Genomic DNA, 18,035 nt, shown 5'->3' with positions numbered 1-18,035 from the left:
AACGCCTCCCGCCGCATCATTTCGGCGTCGTTCGCACGTGCAGCACATCCCGCTCGCCCATGCGGCTCCACAGGAACTCCCGACCCTAATGCCCAGCGACAGTAGTCGATGGACCGCGCTGCCGACGGCCCTCCGCGTGACCCGCGCCTGATCGCTTGATCGGGCTCGCCCGCGACCGGCCTGCGATGGCCCGGTCGAATGAGGTGAGCCGATGACCTTCTCGAATGCCCTTCCGCGTCTGCGTGGTGCCGTCGCCCCGGTGCGAACCCTGAGCTTCCGCCGCATCGACGGATCGAAACTGGTGCGCGTCAAGGCGCGCCGTTCCAAGCCACGGCGCGCCGCGCCGGGCGATGCCAATGTCGCGCTGATCATGGCCGTGATGATGACCTTGGTGTTCGGCCCGGTGATCGGGGTCCACCTCATCGCCGCCTTCGGCCACGCCGCACCGGCGTCCGACCTGGCGATCACCAGCACCGGAACGCCCCTGCCGCGCGGCTGAGCGTTCCGCTGATCGGTTGTTCCTCTGCGGTCGGTCGCGCGGTCAGGCCCGCGCCGCCTCCATCTTCGCCGAGAGAGCGGCGTCCTCCGCCATCATCTTGAGAACGGCCGGACGGGCTGCGACACGGGCGAGGTAGGCCATGATCGCGGGCTCCTCCGGTACGAGCTTGAAGCGCGTCGTCCATCCCAGGGTGGCTCCCCAGAGAACGTCGGCCGCCGAGTGCCGCTCGCCGAGAAGCCACGGTCCCGACGACAGGGCGTCCACAACCGACTTCAGGACGGCATCGAAATCCCCGTAGGGCGACATCGCCCGGGGGCCGGCCTCACGCTGGAGCGCCCGGTCGACCACCGCCGGCTCAAAGCTCGATCCGTGAAACACCATCCAGCGCAGGTACGGCCCGCGCAGCGGGTCGCCGATCGGGGGAGCCAAGCCGCGCTCCGGAAACAGGTCGGCGAGGTAGAGGTAGATCGCCGCCTGCTCGGTAATCAGCGCCTCGCCGTGGCGCAAAGCCGGGACTTTCCCGAGGGGATTGATCCGGAGGTAGGCGGCATCCCGTCCCTGCCCCGATCGCAGGTCGATGACCTCGAGACGATGCGGGGCCCCGAGTTCCTCCAGGAGGATACGCACGCCGGACGAGCGCGTCTGCGGCGCGTGGTAGAGGGTGATGGCGTCGCTCAAGCGTGTCTCCTGCATCATCGCCGGCGCAGCCTTCCCGGACGGGACGCGCCGCGTCAATCGCACGAGGTCAATCGCGCCGCGCCGCGACGGCCTCGGCCAGGAGGCACAGGATCTCGAAGGTGAGGGTCGCTCCGGCCAGTGCCGTTATCCCCGACGGGTCGAGAGGTGGCGCGACCTCGACCACGTCGGCGCCGATGAGATCGAGCCCGCGCAGAGCCCGCACGATCTGCAGGGCTTCCCGGGCGGTGAAGCCTCCCATCTCCGGCGTGCCGGTACCGGGCGCATAGGCGGGGTCGAGGGCGTCGATGTCGAAGCTCAGATAGGCCGGCGCCGTCCCGACGACGCTGCGAGCCTCCGCCAGCACCTCCGGCAGCCCGCGGGCGATCACCGCTTCCATGGGTACGATACGGACGCCCTGGTCCCGGGCCCAGTCGAGCTCGTCCACCGAATCGATGCTGCCGCGCAGCCCGATCTGCACCATCCGTCTCGGGTCGAGGACGCCGTCCTCGATGGCGCGGCGGAACGGCGTGCCGTGCGTCAGGCGGGTTCCGTCATATTGTGCGTCGTCGGTATCGCTGTGGGCATCGATATGGATGAGCCCGACCGGGCGGGTGCGACCGAGCGCGCGCAGCACCGGATAGGTGACGAAGTGGTCGCCGCCGACCGAGAGCGGCACGATGCCGGCTTCCGCCAGAGGCCGGTAGAACGCCTCGATGGCGCGCGCGGTCGCGCCGACGTCGATGGGATTGACGGGCACGTCGCCGAGATCGGCGCAGGCCGCAAGGTCGTAGGGCGCGATGCCCGTGGCGGCATTGCGGGCGCGGGTGCCGGTGGAGGCTTCGCGCACGCCGCGCGGACCCAGGCGTGCGCCCGGCCGGTTGGTGGTGGCGCCGTCGAACGGAATGCCGACGAGACCGATATCGATTCGGCCCGGAGCCTGGGCCGGTGCGAGAATCGGGAGGCGCATGAAGCTGGCGAGCCCGACGAAGCGCGGCGTCGCCATGCCCGAGAGAGGCCGATACTGGTCGATCCTTGCCTGGTCCGCCTCGTTCGCCATCCGTCGCCCCGCTGTTTGACAGGTTCGGCAGGCCTCGGCGGCCGGAAGCCTGACGACGCCACGATGACGTTCCGTTGACGGATCGGCAACGCATGTCTATAGAGCCCACATCGCCGACGGGCGCGCTTACCGCGATCGTCGGCTTCGCCATTGCCCGAACAACCTGCACGCGATCCACCGACATCACAGCCCGAGGGCTCGTCGCGATCGCCTCAAACGTGACGAGGATGCCCCATGGCCAACACCGTGTCGGCCAAGAAAATGACCCGCAAGATTGCGAAGCGCACCGCGGTCAACCGCTCGCGTCGCAGCCGCATGCGCACCTTCGTCCGCAAGGTCGAGGAGGCCATCGCCACCGGTGATCAGTCGAATGCGCTGACCGCCCTCCGCGCCGCCGAGCCCGAGATCATGCGGGCTGCTCAGCACGGCATCGTGCACAAGAACAACGCCTCTCGGAAGGTCTCGCGCCTCGCCGCGCGGGTGAAGGCGCTCGCCGCCTAAACCTTTCTTCCAGACGCGACTGAAAAAGCCCGGCAGCGATGCCGGGCTTTTTTCGTTTTCGGCGTCGGTCAACCGGAAGCGCGTTCGGCGTTGATCGGAGCCTCTTGGCAGCAGTCGCGCTTCACTGCTGCGCGCATCGGCGGCGCTTGGATTGAATTCGTCACGAATGCTCGGCCGGCGACTCCCGAATCAGGACAATCTCTGAAAGAAGGCGTTAACCCTCATTTGAATCTGTTCTGTTGCGACGCCTGTCCCGCGAGTGTAGCTTAACGATGTGTCATGATGAACCAACAAATTCTCAGCACTATCGAGTCGAGATCGAATCATCCACAAGGTGGGATTCGCGACTGGACTCAGGGGACGTAACCCGCGTCGGAATTGCCGCAATTTTTGCTATCCCCGTTAGTCCCGCTGTTAGGAGAACCGTAGCTTATTGTTGATAGGCTTGCTTCATCGACAAAAGGCCTCCCGGAGTCGATTGACTCTTGGGTGGCGATCTGGGTCTCGCGAATGCCTCGCGGGACGCGACTTCAGTCAAGTGTGCGTACGTACCGGTGGCGGCCCTCCGTCCTCGGCACGAGGAGAGCGATGATGCATGTCGACGGTAGCGTATCCGGCAATGCCGAGATGGGCATGAGCGGCGTGAGCGGACCCGATACGGTGGCCGCCTGGGCTCGGGTGAAGCGGCGCCTGCGGGCCGAACTCGGCGAAGATGTCTTCGCCAGCTGGTTCGCCCGGCTCGAACTCGTGGAGGTCGTCGACGGCACGGCCCGGCTCACGGTCCCGACGCGATTCCTCAAGAGCTGGATCGAATCCCATTATCTCGACCGGGTGCTGAACACCTTCCGCAGCGAAGTCGAATCGGTCTCGCGCCTGGACGTGTCGGTGCGCGGCCCCTCCGCCGCCGTGCGTCCCGCCACCAGCACGCCGAAGACCAGCAGCGCCGCGAGCCCGCTGGCCCGCCTGCAAGCCGCCGGCAACACGATGCCGTCGCACGGCGAATCGAGCGTCGGCTCCGACAGTGAAACCCATCCGGCGCCCCGCGGCGACGCGGGCGGCGATCTCAACGGCGCTCCCCTCGACAACCGGTTGACCTTCGCGAGCTTCGTCGTCGGCCGCTCGAACGCCCTGGCGCACGCCGCCGCCGAGCGCGTCGCCCGGCACGACGGACAGGGGGCGCTCTACAACCCGCTCTACTTCCATGCCGGTGTCGGCCTGGGCAAAACCCACCTGCTGCACGGTATTGGCCATGCCGCCCGCGAATCCGGCCGCCGGGTGATCTATCTCACCGCCGACCGCTTCATGTACGGCTTCGTCAACGCCCTGAAGACCCAGAATGCCCTGGCCTTCAAGGAGCGTCTGCGGGCCATCGACCTCCTCATCCTCGACGACGTCCAGTTCATCCAGGGTAAGTCGATCCAGGCGGAGTTCGGTCACACCATCAACGCGCTGATCGATGCCGGGCGCCAGGTCGTGGTGGCCTCCGATCGTCCGCCAACCGAGTTGGAGGCCCTGGAGGAGCGGGTCCGCTCGCGCCTCGCCGGCGGCCTCGTGGTCGAGATCGGCACCCTCGACGAGCAGCTGCGCACCTCGATCCTCTCGGCGCGACTCGCCGCCGTGCAGGTCTCGCATCCGAGCTTCGAAGTCTCGCCCACCGTGGCGACTTACGTCGCCCGGGCGATCACCGCCAATGGCCGGGACCTCGAGGGCGCCGTGAACCGGCTGCTGGCGCACGCCACCCTGACGGGCGCGGCCGTGACGATGGAGACCGCCGAGGCGGCGATTCGCGACCTCGTGAAGAACCGCGAGCCCAAGCGCATCAAGATCGAGGACATCCAGAAGCTGGTGGCCTCGCGCTACAACGTCTCGCGCTCCGACATCCTGTCCGAACGGCGCACCGCCGCCGTGGTCAAGCCGCGCCAGATCGCGATGTACCTGTCGAAGGTGCTCACCCTGCGCTCGCTGCCGGAGATCGGCCGCCGCTTTGGCGGTCGCGATCACACCACCGTGCTGCACGCCGTGCGCAAGATCGACAAGCTGATCGGCGAGGACAACGTCCTGAACGACGAGGTCGAGCTCCTGAAGCGCATGCTGCAGGATTGAGCGTGCCGGGGTGTCGCGCCGTTATGCGACGCCCCGAATCCGCCGCGGGATAGCCGGCCTCTCGCACTTGCGTTCGCCGGGAGGCTTCGCCAAGTTCAGCGGCCACGGTGCCAGGACGCACGTGGAACCGGAGCGCGTCGATCGCGCCCGTTCTGGCGACGTCCGACGAGAGACCACGAGTTCAGACCATGAGAGTCACTGTCGAGCGTGCGGCCCTCCTTCGGTCGCTCGGCCACGTGCACCGCGTGGTGGAGCGCCGGAATACCATTCCGATCCTGTCCAACGTCCTGCTCCGCTGCGACGCCGGCGGCCTGGAGCTGCGGGCGACCGACCTCGACATCGAGGTGACGGAAACCATTCCGGCCGACGTGGTCGATGCCGGTGCCACCACGGTGCCCGCCCACGTCATCTACGACATCGTTCGCAAGCTGCCGGACGGCGCCCAGGTCTCCCTCGAGACCAGCGGCGAGACCGGCCAGATGACCATCCGGTCGGGACGCTCGCGCTTCTCGCTCGGCGCCCTCCCGGAGGGGGATTTTCCCGATCTGGCGGCCGGTGAGCTGCCGACCCGCTTCGTGATCGCGGCGTCCGACCTGAAGCGCCTGATCGAGAAGACGCAGTTCGCGATCTCGACCGAGGAGACGCGCTACTACCTCAACGGCATCTATCTCCACACCATCGAGGTCGACGGGACGCTGCGCATGCGCGGCGTCGCCACCGACGGGCACCGCCTCGCCCGCGTGGAGATCGAGGCGCCCGAGGGCAGCCGCGACATGCCGGGCATCATCGTGCCCCGCAAGGCGGTGGCGGAGATCATCAAGCTCGTGGAGGATGGCGGCGAAAGCGTCGAGATCGACCTGTCGCCGGCCAAGATCCGCTTCAAGTTCGCCAGCGGCGTGGTTCTGATCTCGAAGCTGATCGACGGCACCTTCCCGGACTACCAGCGCGTGATTCCCTCGGGCAACGACAAGTTCCTGACGGTCGAGCGCGACGTCTTCGCCAAGGCCGTCGACCGTGTCTCGACGATTTCGTCCGAGCGCGGCCGCGCAGTGAAGCTGGCCGTTCAAGAGGGCCGCCTGGCCCTCTCGGTGAACAACCCGGATTCCGGCAGCGCCACCGAGGAACTCGACGTCGACTACGACGCCCCCGCCCTCGATATCGGCTTCAACGCCCGCTACCTCCTCGACATCACGAGCCAGCTCGAGGGTGACACCGCCCTGTTCAAGCTGGCCGATCCGGGTTCCCCGACCCTGATCCAGGATCGCGAGGGCGCGGCCGCCCTCTACGTCCTGATGCCGATGCGGGTGTGATCGGCGCGTCCTGCGTCGCGGCGCGAGACAGGATGCGGGTGATCGGCTAAGGGCTGGCGGGTGCGTCTCACCCGTCTGATCTGCCGCGACTTCCGGAACCACGCCGACCTCGACCTTGCGGTCGACCGTCGCTTCGTCGCCCTGGTGGGCGAGAACGGTGCCGGCAAGACCAACCTCCTCGAAGCCATCTCGCTGTTCTCGCCGGGACGCGGCCTGCGCCGCGCCGACCTGTCGGCGATGCCGCGGACCGGCGGACCGGGCGGGTTCGCCGTGTCCATGTCGCTGGCTGGGGCGACACAGGCGGGCGACGAGACCGAACACCGGATCGGGACGGGCTACGAACCGCCCGGCTTCGACGGCCGGGCCGCGCGCCTGTGCCGGATCGACGGGGCCACCGCCCCCTCCCCGGTCGCCTTCTCCGAATTCCTCCGGGTGGTCTGGCTGACCCCCGACCTCGACGGCCTGTTCCGAGGGCCGGCGGGCGATCGCCGCCGCTTCCTCGATCGGCTGGTGCTGGCGGTCGACGCCACCCACGGCGCCCGCGTCAACGCGCTCGAGCGGGCGTTGCGCTCGCGCAACCGCCTGCTGGATGAGCGACCGACGGATGGCCAATGGCTCGATGCGGTCGAGCGCGAGGTCGCGGAACTCGGCGTCGCGGTCGCGCTGGCCCGGCGCGAGACCGCCGAGCGCCTCGACCGGCTCATCGCCGAGAGCCGTGACGACGCCCAGCCCTTCCCCTGGGCCGGCCTGCGCCTGGAGGGCGACCTCGACGACCTCGTGGCGGTGTGGCCGGCGATCGAGGCCGAGGACCGCTTCCGCTCGGCCCTGCGCCAGGGCCGCGCCCGCGATCGGGCGGCGGGCCGAACGCTGAGCGGGCCGCAGACCAGCGACCTCGTGGTCCGCCATGGCCCGAAGGACGTACCGGCCGCCACCGCCTCGACCGGCGAGCAGAAGGCGCTGCTGATCGGGCTCGTGCTGGCCCATGCCCGGCTCGTTCAGGCGATGAGCGGGCTCGCGCCGGTGATCCTCCTCGACGAGGTCGCGGCGCATCTCGATCCCCGCCGGCGGGCCGGCCTGTTCGATGCGCTGGAGGCCCTGCACGGCCAGGTCTGGATGACGGGGGCCGACCCGGCGCTGTTCGGGGAGCTTGAAGGGCGGGCCGACATGGTAAGGGTGCTGGACGGGCGAATCGCCCGCGATTGACGCGCTTCGCGACCATGCCGATTTCCAGCCTTGCCCTATTCGCGATGATCTATGCCGGGGTCGTAGCCTCCCCCGGCCCGGGCATCGCCGCCCTGGTGGCGCGGGTTATCACCAGCGGGTCCCGCGGCATCGCCGGCTTCGTCCTCGGCATGATCCTGGGGGATCTGACCTGGTTCGCCATCGCGGCCGGCGGCTTCGCCCTCCTGGCGCAGGCCGCGGCCCCGATCTTCCTGGCCCTGAAGGTCGGCGGCATCCTCTATCTCGTTTATCTCGCCTGGAAGACCTGGACCGCCCCGGTGGATGCCCCCGCGATCGCCACGACCTCGCGCCAGGACACCATCCGGGCGTTCCTGGGCGGCCTCGCCATGACCCTCGGCAACCCGAAGGTGATCCTGTTCTTCCTGGCCCTGCTCCCGAGCGTCGTCGATCTGTCCCATCTGTCGGCGCGCGGCCTGCTGATGATGGCGGTGACCCTGGTGATGGTGCTGAGCACCGTGCTCGGCCTCTACGTCCTCGCGGCGGTGCGAGCGCGACGCATCTTCACCGCCCGTCGCGCCCGCCGCCGGATCAACCAGGGCTCGGCGATCGTCATGGCGGGGGCCGCGGCCGCCATCGCCCTGCGCTGAGTGGAGGCGCGGTTCACACCGCCAGCGGGTTCGGGCAGCCCCGACGCCTCCCTAGCGGCCGAGCAGCGAATCCCAGAACTCATAGCGGGTGGGATTGTCGGGGCAGAGGCCGCCGCCGCATTCCGCCAGGGTCGAGCCCGCATTGGCCAGGGTGATCGCGAGGAACAGGAGCACGCTGGCGAGGCCGAAGCCCCCGATCCGGGCTCGGCTCGACGGTCGATCGCGCGCTGCGAACTGACCTTCGAAGAGGCACAGGATCGCGGCGGCCACGATCAGGCCCGCGAAGGCGATCAGTGACCAGACGTAGAAGTGCAGCCCGAACAGGGCCGAACCGTAGACCCCCGTGCCGGGCACGATGTGCAGCAGGGTCTGCCGGGCGGCGATGCCGAAGCCGGCGACGGAGCCCAGGACGACGATCGCGTAGTGCCCGGGGCGTGCGCCGAGGCAGACGTTCAGGGCAAAGCCCATTCCGGCGGCCGCGAAGGCGGCGCGCTGGAGGATGCAGAGCGGACAGGGCAACTCGCCGTCGACCACCTGATAGCCGAAGGCGACAAGGAGGATGGCGCTGCAACCGCCAAGCCCAAGGGCGTTCGGGGCGCGTGCCCCGACCGGCGTGAGAAGGGCGTCTGTCACGGGATCCGCCTTTCAGAAGGTCAGGTTCAGCGCGTCGGAGGCGTGTTGGCGAAACAGCAGGAGGAGCGCGACGAGCGAGACGCCCCAGAGGCCGAGCGCGAGGGAGCGCCGACCCGCCAGGGCGGCCGCGAGAGCGCCCAACACGCCGAGAAACGGGATGACCATCATGGCTCGACGAGGCTCGCGACGGGGATGCCGGACATGCGCGCGCCGGTGGCGAACGCATCCGCCAGGATGGAGGAGGGATCTTTCGGTCCGCTTAAAGGCCCCGGGTCGCGCCGTGCCGCCCGGTGCGGGGTGGGCCATGCATGCCCCACCCGGCCCGGCGAAAATCCGCACCTGGAGCCCTGCGCGGACCAGTCCCCCGCGCGGTGATTGACCTCGGCGCTCCGGATGGTTCAGAGGCATGGAAGGCTCCGGTCGGCGCGATTGCCGCGATTGCCGCCCTTGCCGTTTCGGCGGCCGCCTCCGCCGTGTCTCACTCCGACAGACGATCAGGATTCCGATGACCAGTCGCCTCGACGAGGCCCGCGCCGCGTTGAAGACCACCTTCGGCTATGATGATTTCCGGCCCGGCCAGGACGAGGTGATCGGAGCCGTCCTCGACGGGACCGACGTGTTCGCCGTGATGCCCACGGGCTCCGGCAAGTCGATGACCTATCAGTTGCCGGCCCTGGTCGAATCGTCCCTGACCGTCGTGGTCTCGCCGCTGATCGCCCTGATGCACGATCAGGTGCAGCAGATGCTGGGATTCGGCGTTGCGGCCGCGACCCTGAACTCCTCGGTCGCCGAGGCGACGTCGCGCGAGACCTGGCGCAAGATCCGCAGTGGCGACCTGCGCCTGCTCTTCGTCTCGCCCGAGCGGCTGATGATGGAAGGGCTGATGGACGCCCTGAAGGGCGCCGGCGTGCGGCGGCTCGCCGTCGACGAGGCCCACTGTGTCTCGCAATGGGGCCACGATTTCCGGCCCGAGTACCGGGACCTCGCCCGGGCGCGCGAAGCCCTCGGCAACGTCCAGACCGTGGCGCTCACCGCCACCGCCGACAAGGCGACGCGGGCCGACATCACCGAGCGGCTGTTCCCTGCCGGGCGCGAGCTGAAGGCCTTCGTCCACTCCTTCGACCGGCCGAACATCCGCCTGACCTTCGCGCCGAAGGACAATCCGACACGGCAGATCGAGCGCTTCCTGCGCCACCGGCGCGCCGAGAGCGGGATCATCTACTGCTCGTCGCGCAAGCGTACCGAGCAGCTGGCCGAGACCCTGGCCAAGGACGGCTTCAACGCCCTGCCCTACCATGCCGGCCTCGACCAGGGCACGCGCATGAAGAACCAGGACACCTTCCTGCAGGAGGACGGAGTCGTGATGACCGCCACCGTCGCCTTCGGCATGGGCATCAACAAGCCCGACGTGCGCTTCGTCTGCCATGCCGACATGCCCTCCAACGTCGAGGGCTATTACCAGGAGATCGGTCGCGCCGGCCGCGATGGTCTGCCGGCCGACACCCTGACCATCTACGGCCTCGACGACATGGCCCTGCGCCGGCGCCAGATCGACGAGAAGGAGGTGCCGGACGAGCGCCGCCGGGTCGAGCGGCGCAAGCTCGAGGCAATGATCGCGCTATGCGAGGGCGCCACCTGCCGGCGCCAGTCGCTCCTCGGCTATTTCGGCGAGGCGAGCGAGCCCTGCGGCCGCTGCGACCTGTGCCGCAGCGGCGTTTCGCTCATCGACGCCACGGTGCCGGCTCAGAAGCTGCTCTCGGCCATCGTGCGCACCGGCCAGCGCTTCGGCGCCGCCTATGTCTGCGACGTGGTCCATGGCAAGGAATCTGACACGATCCGGCGCAACGGCCACGTGGCGCTCAAGACCTTCGGGGTCGGCGCCGACAAGCCCATCGCCGCCTGGCGCGCGATGCTGCGCCAGCTCTTCGCGGCCGGCGCCGTGACCGAGAACGGCGACGGTTTCGGCGGGCTCTGCCTCACCGACAAGGGCGAGGCGATCCTGTTCGGCCGAGAACCGATCCAGATGCGCCCCGATCCCGAGCCGAAGGTGGCCGAACCGCGCGACCGCAAGCGCGGGGCGACCCGCGACGATGCGAGCCTGGATCTCGATCCGGCCACCGAGGCCCTGTTCCAGCACCTGCGCGGCCTGCGCGCCACCATCGCCCGGGCCGAGGGCATCGCCGCCTTCATGGTCTTCCCGGACCGGACGCTGATCGAGATGGCGCGCACCAAGCCTGTCGATCTCTACGCGCTGCGCACCGTCCACGGCGTCGGCGAGCGCAAGCGCGAGGCTTATGGCGAACGCTTCGTCGGCGCCATCGCGGAATTTCTCGCGCACGCGCCGGCAACGGGCGCCTGATGCGCTTTCGGACTCGTTGGTTTCGTCGCGACTCGTGTAGGGACTGGGGTGGTCCGAGGCCGAGATCGGCGAATCGCACCGATCCCGGAGCCAGCCGCGGCGACATGCCGGGTGCGACGGCCTGATGCGTCCGGATCAACCGACAGAGGGATCTCTCATCGTCCAGCCGTCCGAGCCGACCGCGACGCAACCCCGTCAGGTCTTCTACATGCCGGGCTTCGACCCGCGTGAGCCCGAGACCTATTGGGGCCTCTTCCGGCGGGAAAGCCGGCTGGCCGCCGTCCGCCGCAGCATGGCGATCACGGTGAGCGACCCCGAGCGCACGTCGGACGGCCTCGCCCTGGACTGGACCGTGACCCTCGACGGCGCACCGACCCAATACACCCTGCTGCGCTGGGACGACATCGTGCGCGCCCGCTTTCCCCGGTCGAACGGGCGGCGGCTCTGGGAGGTCCCGGCGCTGTGGCTCCGCCTGCTGCGGGTCGGCTACCTGCGGCCGTTCCGGCGCGAAGCCCGGCGCTTCGCCCGCGTGATCATCGGCGTCCACTTCATCTATCTCTTCCTCGTCGTCCTCAGCCTCGCGGTGGCGGCCGGACTGGCGGCGCTGGCACCGGTCGATGCCCGGCCTTGGGTCCTCCTGGCCGTGCCCCCCCTGGCCTACGGCATTCTGGCCGTGCTGATGCGGGTGACGCGCGGCAAGCCGTTCTACGTGGCCCATCTCGTCGACGACACCGCCTTCACGCACGACCATGCCAGCGGCGCCGACACCCGGATGCGACACCGCTTGGACGCCTTCGCCGACATCATCCGGGGGGCCGAGGGCCGCGCCTCCGAGATCGTGGTGATCGGCCATTCCTCCTCCAGCTTCCTCGGTCTCGAAGCCCTGGACCGGGTCCTGACCCGGGATCCGGAGTTCGGCCGGCGCGGGACACCGGTGTCGTTCGTGAGCATCGGCAGCGTCATCCCGTGGATCACCCTCGATCCGCGCGCCATCGAGACCCGTGCCGCCCTCGCCCGCGTGGCGGCTTCGGAGGCCATCGTCTGGCTCGACGTGCGGGCGAAGTGGGACTGGCTCTCGGTGCACAAGCGCAATCCTCTCAGCGCCTCGAAGCTGCCGGCGCCCCTTGCCCATCGCCCGGTCGAGATCCATGTCCGCATCGAGGACCTGATCGAGCCGCGCATCATCGCGCGGCGCAAGTGGAACCTGTTCCGCATGCACTTCCAGCTGCTGATGTCGAGCCGCGACCCGGAGGCGTTCGACTACATCGTCTTCGTGGCCGGGCCAGAGCCGGTCCACGGCCTGATCCGGCGCTGGCGCAACGTGACGGAGCAACCCAAGGGGTGCGCGGTCCCTGAAACCGACCCCGATTAGGGGTTCGGACCGGCTCGATCCGCGATCACATGTTGCCAGGGCGCGGCGTTCCGCTTTAGAGCCGTGACGCACGGCCGGACCCGGACGGGGGCCGTGCCGAGAGGGTCGCATGTTCCGCAACGATGTTCCGATCACCCCCGAACTGGTCCGCCAGCACGGCCTGACGCCGGACGAGTACGCGCGTTTCCGCGGCCTGATCGGGCGCGACCCGACCCTGACCGAGCTCGGCATCGTCTCGGCCATGTGGAACGAGCACTGCTCCTACAAATCCTCCCGCAAGCATCTGCGCGGCCTGCCGACCTCGGCCCCCTGGGTGATCCAGGGGCCCGGCGAGAATGCCGGCGTCATCGATATCGGCGACGGCCTCGCCTGCGTCTTCAAGATGGAGAGCCACAACCACCCGAGCTTCATCGAGCCCTACCAGGGCGCGACGACCGGCGTCGGCGGCATTCTTCGCGACGTGTTCACCATGGGCGCGCGCCCGATCGCGGCCCTCAACGCCCTGCGCTTCGGCTCGCCCGACCATCCGCGCACCCGCCACCTCGTCTCAGGGGTGGTCGCGGGCATCGGCGGCTACGGCAATTCCTTCGGCGTGCCCACGGTCGGCGGCGCCATGGGCTTCCATCCGCGCTACGACGGCAACATCCTCGTCAACGCCATGGCGGTGGGCCTCGCCCGCACCGATGCGATCTTCTACGCGGCCGCCACCGGCGTCGGGAATCCGATCGTCTATCTCGGCTCGAAGACCGGTCGCGACGGCATCCACGGCGCCACCATGGCGTCCGCCGAATTCGACGACGCCTCCGAGGCGAAGCGCCCGACCGTGCAGGTCGGCGACCCCTTCGCCGAGAAGTTGCTGCTGGAAGCCTGCCTCGAGCTGATGGCCTCGGGCGCCGTCATCGCGATCCAGGACATGGGCGCGGCCGGCCTGACCTGCTCGGCCGTCGAGATGGGCGCCAAGGGCGATCTCGGCGTCGAACTCCACATCGAGAAGGTGCCGGCTCGCGAGACCGGAATGAGCGCCTACGAGATGATGCTGTCCGAGAGCCAGGAGCGCATGCTCATGGTTCTGAAGCCCGGTATGGAAGCGGAGGCCGAAGCGATCTTCGTGAAGTGGGGCCTCGATTTCGCGATCATCGGCCACACCACCGATACGCTCCGCTTCGTCGTCAAGCATGACGGCGTCGTGATGGCTGACCTGCCGATCAAGGAACTCGGCGACGAGGCGCCGCTCTACGACCGGCCGCACATCGCCAACACGCACCAGCCGGTGATCGCCGCCGCCGACGTGCCCGAGACGGTTGGCAGCGCCGAGGCCCTGAAGCGCCTCGTCGGCTCGCCCGACCTGTCCTCTAAGCGCTGGGTCTACGAGCAGTACGACCATTTCATCGGCGGCAACACGGTGCAGAAGCCGGGCGGCGATGCCGCCATCGTGCGGGTCGAGGACGGCCCGCGCGGGCTCGCCATGACCGCCGACGTGACCCCGCGCTATTGCGAGGCCGATCCGGTCGAGGGCGGCAAGCAGGCCGTGGCGGAAGCGTGGCGCAATATCACGGCGGTCGGCGGACGCCCGCTCGCCATCACCGACAACCTGAACTTCGGCAACCCGGAGAAGCCCGAGGTGATGGGCCAACTCGTCGGTTGTCTCAAGGGCATCGGCGAGGCCTGCAAGGCGCTCGACTTCCCCGTCGTCTCGGGCAACGTCTCGCTCTACAACGAGACCAACGGCGTCGGCATCCTGCCCACCCCCACCATCGGCGGCGTCGGTGTGCTGGACGACGTGACCCGCCACGCTACGATCGACCTCAAGCGCGCCGGCGACGTCCTGGTGCTGATCGGCGAGACCGCCGGCTGGCTCGGTCAGTCGGTCTATCTCTCGGTCATCGCCGGCCGCGAGGAAGGGGCTCCGCCGCCCGTCGATCTCGCGGTCGAGCGCCGCAATGGCGACTTCGTGCGCGGACTGATCACCGCAGGTCTGGTCGACACCGTCCACGATCTCTCCGATGGCGGCCTCGCCGTGGCGCTGGCCGAGATGGCGATGGCCGGCGGCATCGGCGCTGCTCTGCCTCAGGTCCCGCCGGGCATGCCGTCCCACGCCTACCTCTTCGGCGAGGATCAGGCCCGCTATCTCCTGGCGGTCGATCCCGAGACCGCCCCGGACCTTCTCTACAGCGCCTCGGCGCAAGGCGTTCCCGCCGCCGTCGTCGGCGTCACCGGGACCGACCATTTGACCCTGCCGCACGGCGAGACCATATCGGTGGCCGACCTTCGGGAAACCCACGAGGGCTGGCTGCCGGCCTATATGGCGAGCCAGCCGGCCGGCGTTCCCGCCTGAAGCCCCTTATTCCGATCGTCAGGAGCCAACCCGATGCCGATGGATGCGCGCGAGATCGAGGCGATGATCCGCGAGGCGCTGCCCGACGCCCGGATCGAGATCAAGGATCTGGCCGGGGACGGCGACCACTATGCCGCCACGGTCCTGTCCGCGGCCTTCAAGGGGAAGACCCGCGTCGTCCAGCACCAGATGGTCTACGGCGCGCTCCAGGGGCGCATGGGCGGCGTGCTTCACGCCCTTGCGCTGACCACCGGCGTCCCGCAGGATTGAGGTCTCCGCCGGCGGCGGACTGCATGGACCAGCCGAATGGACCAGCCGAGCCTCTACGACGACGACATCGTGACCTGGGCCGAGCTGCAGGCCTCGACCCTGCGTGAACTCGCGCGCCGGCCGGACCTGTCGAACATCCTGGATTGGGAGAACGTCGCCGCGGAGATCGAGAGCGTGGGGCGGTCTCAGATCCAGGCCGTGGAAAGCCTGCTTGCCCAGACACTCGGGCATCTGCTCAAGCGCCTGTCCGCCCCCGATACCCTCGTGGTCGAGCATTGGCGCAACGAGGCTGGGACGTTTCAGATCGCCGCGACCACCCGCTACGAGCGGTCGATGCGCCAGCGCCTGGACTGGGACAAGATCTGGACCCTGGCTCAGGCGCAGGCGAGACTCGGACTGACGACCTACGGCGACAGTCTTCTCCCCCATCTGCCGCCCCGATATCCGCTGGGGCCGGATGAACTCCTCGTCACGCCGTTCGATGTGGATGCCGCTTTGCGCACAATCGCGGAGTCGACGATCTTGAAATCCGCCTCAAAATCCTGAACTCAGCCGATACGACACGCAATCCAAGACAACGAGGTTTCCCATGAGCGACGCGAACACCACGATCGAGAACGAGATCAAGTCCCAGGACGTGGTCGTGTTCATGAAGGGCACCCCCCAGTTTCCGATGTGCGGCTTCTCCGGCCAGGTCGTGCAGATCCTTAATTACCTGGAAGTGCCGTTCAAGGGCGTGAACGTCCTCGACGACATGGCGGTCCGCGATGGCATCAAGGCCTTCTCGAACTGGCCGACCATTCCGCAGATCTACGTGAAGGGCGAGTTCGTCGGCGGCTGCGATATCACCCGCGAGATGTTCCAGTCGGGCGAGCTGCAGCAGTTCCTGGCCGAGAAGGGCATTCCCGTGAAGGCCCCGACGGCCGCCTGAGCCGGACTCCTCTCGGTTGACCGACCGGAACGAGGGCGCGCGAGCGCCCTTTTTTCTATCCGGCGTCGGTGGCGCGGAACGGTTTCCCGGCACTTGCGGCCGCCGAACGAACAGGGATGCAGCACAAATCGTTGACCGGATGTGAGTTCACATCGGGGAGCGACACCACATGCACGACGTCATCATCGTCGGCGGCGGCCCTGCCGGGCTGAATGCAGCCCTCATCCTCGGCCGCTGCCGCCGCGATGTGCTGCTCTGCGACGCCGGTGAGCCCCGCAACGCGGTCTCGCCCCGCACCTGGGGCGTGTTCACCCGGGATGGAACGCCGCCCCTGGATCTGCGGGCGCAGGCACGGGAAGACCTCGCCCGGTATCCGAATGTCGAGCACCGTGCGGTCGCCGTCACCGGGGCACGCCGTGGGGACGAGGGTTTTTCGGTCGAACTCGCCGACGGACGCCGGGAGACGACGCGCAAGCTGATCCTCGCCACGGGCCTGCACCAGGCCCTGCCCTCCGTCGAGGGCTTCGACACCTATTGGGGTCACGGCGTCCATTCCTGCCCCTATTGCGATGGATATGAGAACCGCGATCGCCCCCTCGCGGCCTACGCCCACGGTGAGGCCGCCAGGGGCATGGCGCTGGAACTCACCGCGTGGAGCCGGGACGTGACCCTCTGCACCGATGCCCACGCGACGCCTCTCTCGGACCCGGACCGTGAGCGCCTGGGGCGGCATGATATTCGCATCGTCGAGACTGCGATCCGGCGCCTGGACGGGGACGGCCGGCAGCCGCAACGCCTCGTCTTCGCGGACGGTGCGACCCTGCCCTGCCACGCGGTTTTCCTGATGCCGATGCCGTGCGAACCCTCCGACCTGATCACGCAGCTCGGGTGCGACCTGACGCATAAGGGCGTCGTTCCCACGGGCGAGTACGAGACCACCAACGTGCCCGGCCTGTTCGTGGCCGGCGATGCCTCCCGGCGGGTGCAGTTTGCCGTGGTCGCCGCCGCCGAGGGTGCCATGGCGGCCTTCGCGGTCAATACGGAGCTGCTGCGGGAGGATACGGCCTGACCGTCTTCCGGCGATGATCCCGTCACCGCCTCATACCGCCCGACACACCGCCCGCCCTGCCTGGAGCCCGACACGATGACGACACCCCGCCTCCACCCGCACACTCCCGGTGTGGCGGTGGCCTGCCGCTGTGAACTTGGCGAGGAAGCGACCTGGGATGCCCGGTCCGGCATGCTGATCTGGGTCGATGTCGAGGACCCCGCGATCTGGCGCTACCATCCCGAGACCGGCGCGACGCACCATCATCCGCAGCCGGAGAAACTCGGTTTCGCCCTGCTCACGGCGGATCCCGATACGTTGCTCGCGGGCTTCAAGTCCGGTGTGGCGCGGCTTCACCTGGAAAGCGGCCGGCGCGAGGTGCTGGTGCGCCCCGACGACCATCACGCGGGCAATCGCCTCAACAGCGGCCATGTCGGTCCCGACGGTGCCCTCTACTTCAGCACCATGGACGACGGAGGAGAAGCCGACCGGCACGTTTCACCGATGGCATGCGGGCCGGCTCGAAGCCTTCGGGGGTTCCGTGACGGTGTCGAACGGGCCGGTGGTGACGCCGGACGGCGCGCGCATCTACACGGCCGATACCGCGGGAGGGCTGATCCGTGTCCACACCTGGGACGAGGGCCGGATCGGCCCGCCCCGCCCGTTCGCGGCGTTCGAATCGGGATGGGGCAAGCCTGACGGATTGACCGTGGACGCATCCGGCCATCTCTGGGTCTGCCATTACGGCGGATCGCGCATCACCCGGTACGATCCCAATGGCCGCATCGAGCGAGTCCTGCCGGTTCCCACCGCCCTCGTGACCAAATGCGCGTTCGGCGGGTCCGACCTGACGACGCTGTTCATCACCACCGCTCTGCGTGGGCGCGACGCCACGATCGACCCGATGGCGGGGCATCTCTTCGCCGTCGAAACCGACGTGGCCGGTCGTCCGGGCGAAATCTTCGAAAACTAGCGAACACTGTAATGGGTGCGCTGCCGCACCGCCTTCATCTTCGGCAAGGTGCAGAGGTGAATTAACGGTAAATAATCGATGGGTTTCGGAACTTATTGCCGATGTCCCCATTATCTGCCAATGACGGGGTCTGCAGC

Annotated in this window: 18 protein-coding genes and 1 pseudogene; 15 read left to right on the top strand and 4 right to left on the bottom strand. The window is 68.6% G+C overall.

Annotation, left to right across the window (positions count from 1 at the left end; all coding sequences use genetic code 11):
- Positions 1 to 211 precede the first annotated feature (211 nt).
- Positions 212 to 499, top strand: a complete 288-nt coding sequence (locus tag ASF57_RS07900; RefSeq protein ID WP_244476862.1) for a hypothetical protein — start codon at positions 212 to 214, stop codon at positions 497 to 499.
- Positions 500 to 541: 42 nt separating this feature from the next.
- Here the strand turns inward: ASF57_RS07900 and ASF57_RS07895 are convergent, their stop codons facing one another.
- Both ASF57_RS07895 and speB read right to left on the bottom strand, forming a co-directional pair.
- Positions 542 to 1,192 carry a glutathione S-transferase family protein gene (locus ASF57_RS07895; protein ID WP_082503824.1) on the bottom strand — a complete coding sequence of 217 codons (651 nt, stop codon included), beginning with the start codon at positions 1,190 to 1,192 and terminating at the stop codon, positions 542 to 544.
- Between the two features lie 52 nt (positions 1,193 to 1,244).
- Positions 1,245 to 2,234, bottom strand: a complete 990-nt coding sequence (gene speB, locus ASF57_RS07890) for an agmatinase (protein ID WP_056481723.1) — start codon at positions 2,232 to 2,234, stop codon at positions 1,245 to 1,247.
- A 234-nt stretch (positions 2,235 to 2,468) separates the two neighbouring features.
- On the opposite strand from speB, the gene rpsT reads away from it, so the two are divergent.
- The 5 genes from rpsT to ASF57_RS07865 all read left to right on the top strand — a co-directional run bounded on the left by rpsT (position 2,469) and on the right by ASF57_RS07865 (position 7,977).
- Complete coding sequence (rpsT, locus tag ASF57_RS07885; protein ID WP_056190238.1) at positions 2,469 to 2,735, top strand: 30S ribosomal protein S20; 267 nt, start codon at positions 2,469 to 2,471, stop codon at positions 2,733 to 2,735.
- Positions 2,736 to 3,326: 591 nt separating this feature from the next.
- Entirely contained in the window at positions 3,327 to 4,838 is a 1,512-nt protein-coding gene (gene dnaA / locus ASF57_RS07880) for a chromosomal replication initiator protein DnaA (protein ID WP_056481720.1), read from the top strand.
- A gap of 188 nt (positions 4,839 to 5,026) precedes the next feature.
- Positions 5,027 to 6,148: a DNA polymerase III subunit beta gene (gene dnaN / locus ASF57_RS07875; protein ID WP_056190240.1), complete on the top strand. Its 1,122-nt coding sequence runs from the start codon at positions 5,027 to 5,029 to the stop codon at positions 6,146 to 6,148.
- 60 nt (positions 6,149 to 6,208) lie between these two features.
- Entirely contained in the window at positions 6,209 to 7,351 is a 1,143-nt protein-coding gene (gene recF / locus ASF57_RS07870; protein WP_056481717.1) for a DNA replication/repair protein RecF, read from the top strand.
- Complete coding sequence (locus ASF57_RS07865; protein ID WP_244476861.1) at positions 7,348 to 7,977, top strand: LysE family translocator; 630 nt, start codon at positions 7,348 to 7,350, stop codon at positions 7,975 to 7,977. The genes recF and ASF57_RS07865 overlap by 4 nt, the downstream gene beginning before the upstream one ends.
- Before the next feature lie 51 nt (positions 7,978 to 8,028).
- Here the strand turns inward: ASF57_RS07865 and ASF57_RS07860 are convergent, their stop codons facing one another.
- On the bottom strand, positions 8,029 to 8,610 hold the full coding sequence (locus ASF57_RS07860; protein ID WP_056481714.1) for a disulfide bond formation protein B: 582 nt from the start codon (positions 8,608 to 8,610) through the stop codon (positions 8,029 to 8,031).
- Positions 8,611 to 8,622: 12 nt separating this feature from the next.
- Positions 8,623 to 8,778, bottom strand: coding sequence for a DUF5993 family protein (locus ASF57_RS26370; protein ID WP_200935837.1), 156 nt, complete (start codon positions 8,776 to 8,778; stop codon positions 8,623 to 8,625).
- A 337-nt stretch (positions 8,779 to 9,115) separates the two neighbouring features.
- On the opposite strand from ASF57_RS26370, the gene recQ reads away from it, so the two are divergent.
- The 9 genes and pseudogenes from recQ to ASF57_RS26840 all read left to right on the top strand — a co-directional run bounded on the left by recQ (position 9,116) and on the right by ASF57_RS26840 (position 17,898).
- Positions 9,116 to 10,969 (top strand): DNA helicase RecQ, encoded by a 1,854-nt coding sequence (recQ, locus tag ASF57_RS07855; RefSeq protein WP_056481711.1) that lies wholly within the window; start codon positions 9,116 to 9,118, stop codon positions 10,967 to 10,969.
- A gap of 208 nt (positions 10,970 to 11,177) precedes the next feature.
- Entirely contained in the window at positions 11,178 to 12,341 is a 1,164-nt protein-coding gene (locus ASF57_RS07850; protein WP_056482711.1) for a hypothetical protein, read from the top strand.
- 109 nt (positions 12,342 to 12,450) lie between these two features.
- Positions 12,451 to 14,676 carry a phosphoribosylformylglycinamidine synthase subunit PurL gene (gene purL / locus ASF57_RS07845; protein ID WP_056481708.1) on the top strand — a complete coding sequence of 742 codons (2,226 nt, stop codon included), beginning with the start codon at positions 12,451 to 12,453 and terminating at the stop codon, positions 14,674 to 14,676.
- Between the two features lie 33 nt (positions 14,677 to 14,709).
- Positions 14,710 to 14,946 carry a BolA family transcriptional regulator gene (locus ASF57_RS07840; RefSeq protein ID WP_056481705.1) on the top strand — a complete coding sequence of 79 codons (237 nt, stop codon included), beginning with the start codon at positions 14,710 to 14,712 and terminating at the stop codon, positions 14,944 to 14,946.
- A 36-nt stretch (positions 14,947 to 14,982) separates the two neighbouring features.
- The gene (locus ASF57_RS07835; RefSeq protein WP_056481702.1) at positions 14,983 to 15,492 is read left to right on the top strand and encodes a DUF29 family protein; all 510 of its coding nucleotides are present in this window, start codon (positions 14,983 to 14,985) and stop codon (positions 15,490 to 15,492) included.
- Positions 15,493 to 15,535: 43 nt separating this feature from the next.
- Entirely contained in the window at positions 15,536 to 15,877 is a 342-nt protein-coding gene (gene grxD / locus ASF57_RS07830; protein ID WP_056190252.1) for a Grx4 family monothiol glutaredoxin, read from the top strand.
- A 169-nt stretch (positions 15,878 to 16,046) separates the two neighbouring features.
- A complete protein-coding gene (locus tag ASF57_RS07825; protein ID WP_056481698.1) occupies positions 16,047 to 16,946 on the top strand; it encodes an NAD(P)/FAD-dependent oxidoreductase in 900 nt (299 codons plus the stop codon).
- Positions 16,947 to 17,021: 75 nt separating this feature from the next.
- Positions 17,022 to 17,363 (top strand): annotated as a pseudogene (locus tag ASF57_RS26845) (SMP-30/gluconolactonase/LRE family protein); the annotation flags it as partial.
- Positions 17,356 to 17,898 (top strand): SMP-30/gluconolactonase/LRE family protein, encoded by a 543-nt coding sequence (locus ASF57_RS26840; protein WP_244476888.1) that lies wholly within the window; start codon positions 17,356 to 17,358, stop codon positions 17,896 to 17,898. The pseudogene ASF57_RS26845 and the gene ASF57_RS26840, both read left to right, overlap by 8 nt.
- Positions 17,899 to 18,035 lie beyond the last annotated feature (137 nt).

It is taken from the genome of Methylobacterium sp. Leaf117, from assembly GCF_001422985.1.
In the GTDB taxonomy this organism is placed as follows: domain Bacteria; phylum Pseudomonadota; class Alphaproteobacteria; order Rhizobiales; family Beijerinckiaceae; genus Methylobacterium.
Note: the sequence above shows the minus strand (reverse complement) of the source record. Positions and strands in the feature narration are given on the sequence as shown.

Excerpts from the sequence above, each read along its gene's own strand:
- ASF57_RS07900 (WP_244476862.1), top strand. The coding sequence starts at position 212 with ATGACCTTCTCGAATGCCCTTCCGCGTCTGCGTGGTGCCGTCGCCCCG.
- ASF57_RS07895 (WP_082503824.1), bottom strand. The coding sequence starts at position 1,192 with ATGCAGGAGACACGCTTGAGCGACGCCATCACCCTCTACCACGCGCCG.
- speB (WP_056481723.1), bottom strand. The coding sequence starts at position 2,234 with ATGGCGAACGAGGCGGACCAGGCAAGGATCGACCAGTATCGGCCTCTC.
- rpsT (WP_056190238.1), top strand. The coding sequence starts at position 2,469 with ATGGCCAACACCGTGTCGGCCAAGAAAATGACCCGCAAGATTGCGAAG.
- dnaA (WP_056481720.1), top strand. The coding sequence starts at position 3,327 with ATGCATGTCGACGGTAGCGTATCCGGCAATGCCGAGATGGGCATGAGC.
- dnaN (WP_056190240.1), top strand. The coding sequence starts at position 5,027 with ATGAGAGTCACTGTCGAGCGTGCGGCCCTCCTTCGGTCGCTCGGCCAC.
- ASF57_RS26370 (WP_200935837.1), bottom strand. The coding sequence starts at position 8,778 with ATGATGGTCATCCCGTTTCTCGGCGTGTTGGGCGCTCTCGCGGCCGCC.
- recQ (WP_056481711.1), top strand. The coding sequence starts at position 9,116 with ATGACCAGTCGCCTCGACGAGGCCCGCGCCGCGTTGAAGACCACCTTC.
- ASF57_RS07850 (WP_056482711.1), top strand. The coding sequence starts at position 11,178 with ATGCCGGGCTTCGACCCGCGTGAGCCCGAGACCTATTGGGGCCTCTTC.
- purL (WP_056481708.1), top strand. The coding sequence starts at position 12,451 with ATGTTCCGCAACGATGTTCCGATCACCCCCGAACTGGTCCGCCAGCAC.
- ASF57_RS07840 (WP_056481705.1), top strand. The coding sequence starts at position 14,710 with ATGCCGATGGATGCGCGCGAGATCGAGGCGATGATCCGCGAGGCGCTG.
- ASF57_RS07835 (WP_056481702.1), top strand. The coding sequence starts at position 14,983 with ATGGACCAGCCGAGCCTCTACGACGACGACATCGTGACCTGGGCCGAG.
- grxD (WP_056190252.1), top strand. The coding sequence starts at position 15,536 with ATGAGCGACGCGAACACCACGATCGAGAACGAGATCAAGTCCCAGGAC.
- ASF57_RS07825 (WP_056481698.1), top strand. The coding sequence starts at position 16,047 with ATGCACGACGTCATCATCGTCGGCGGCGGCCCTGCCGGGCTGAATGCA.
- ASF57_RS26840 (WP_244476888.1), top strand. The coding sequence starts at position 17,356 with ATGTCGGTCCCGACGGTGCCCTCTACTTCAGCACCATGGACGACGGAG.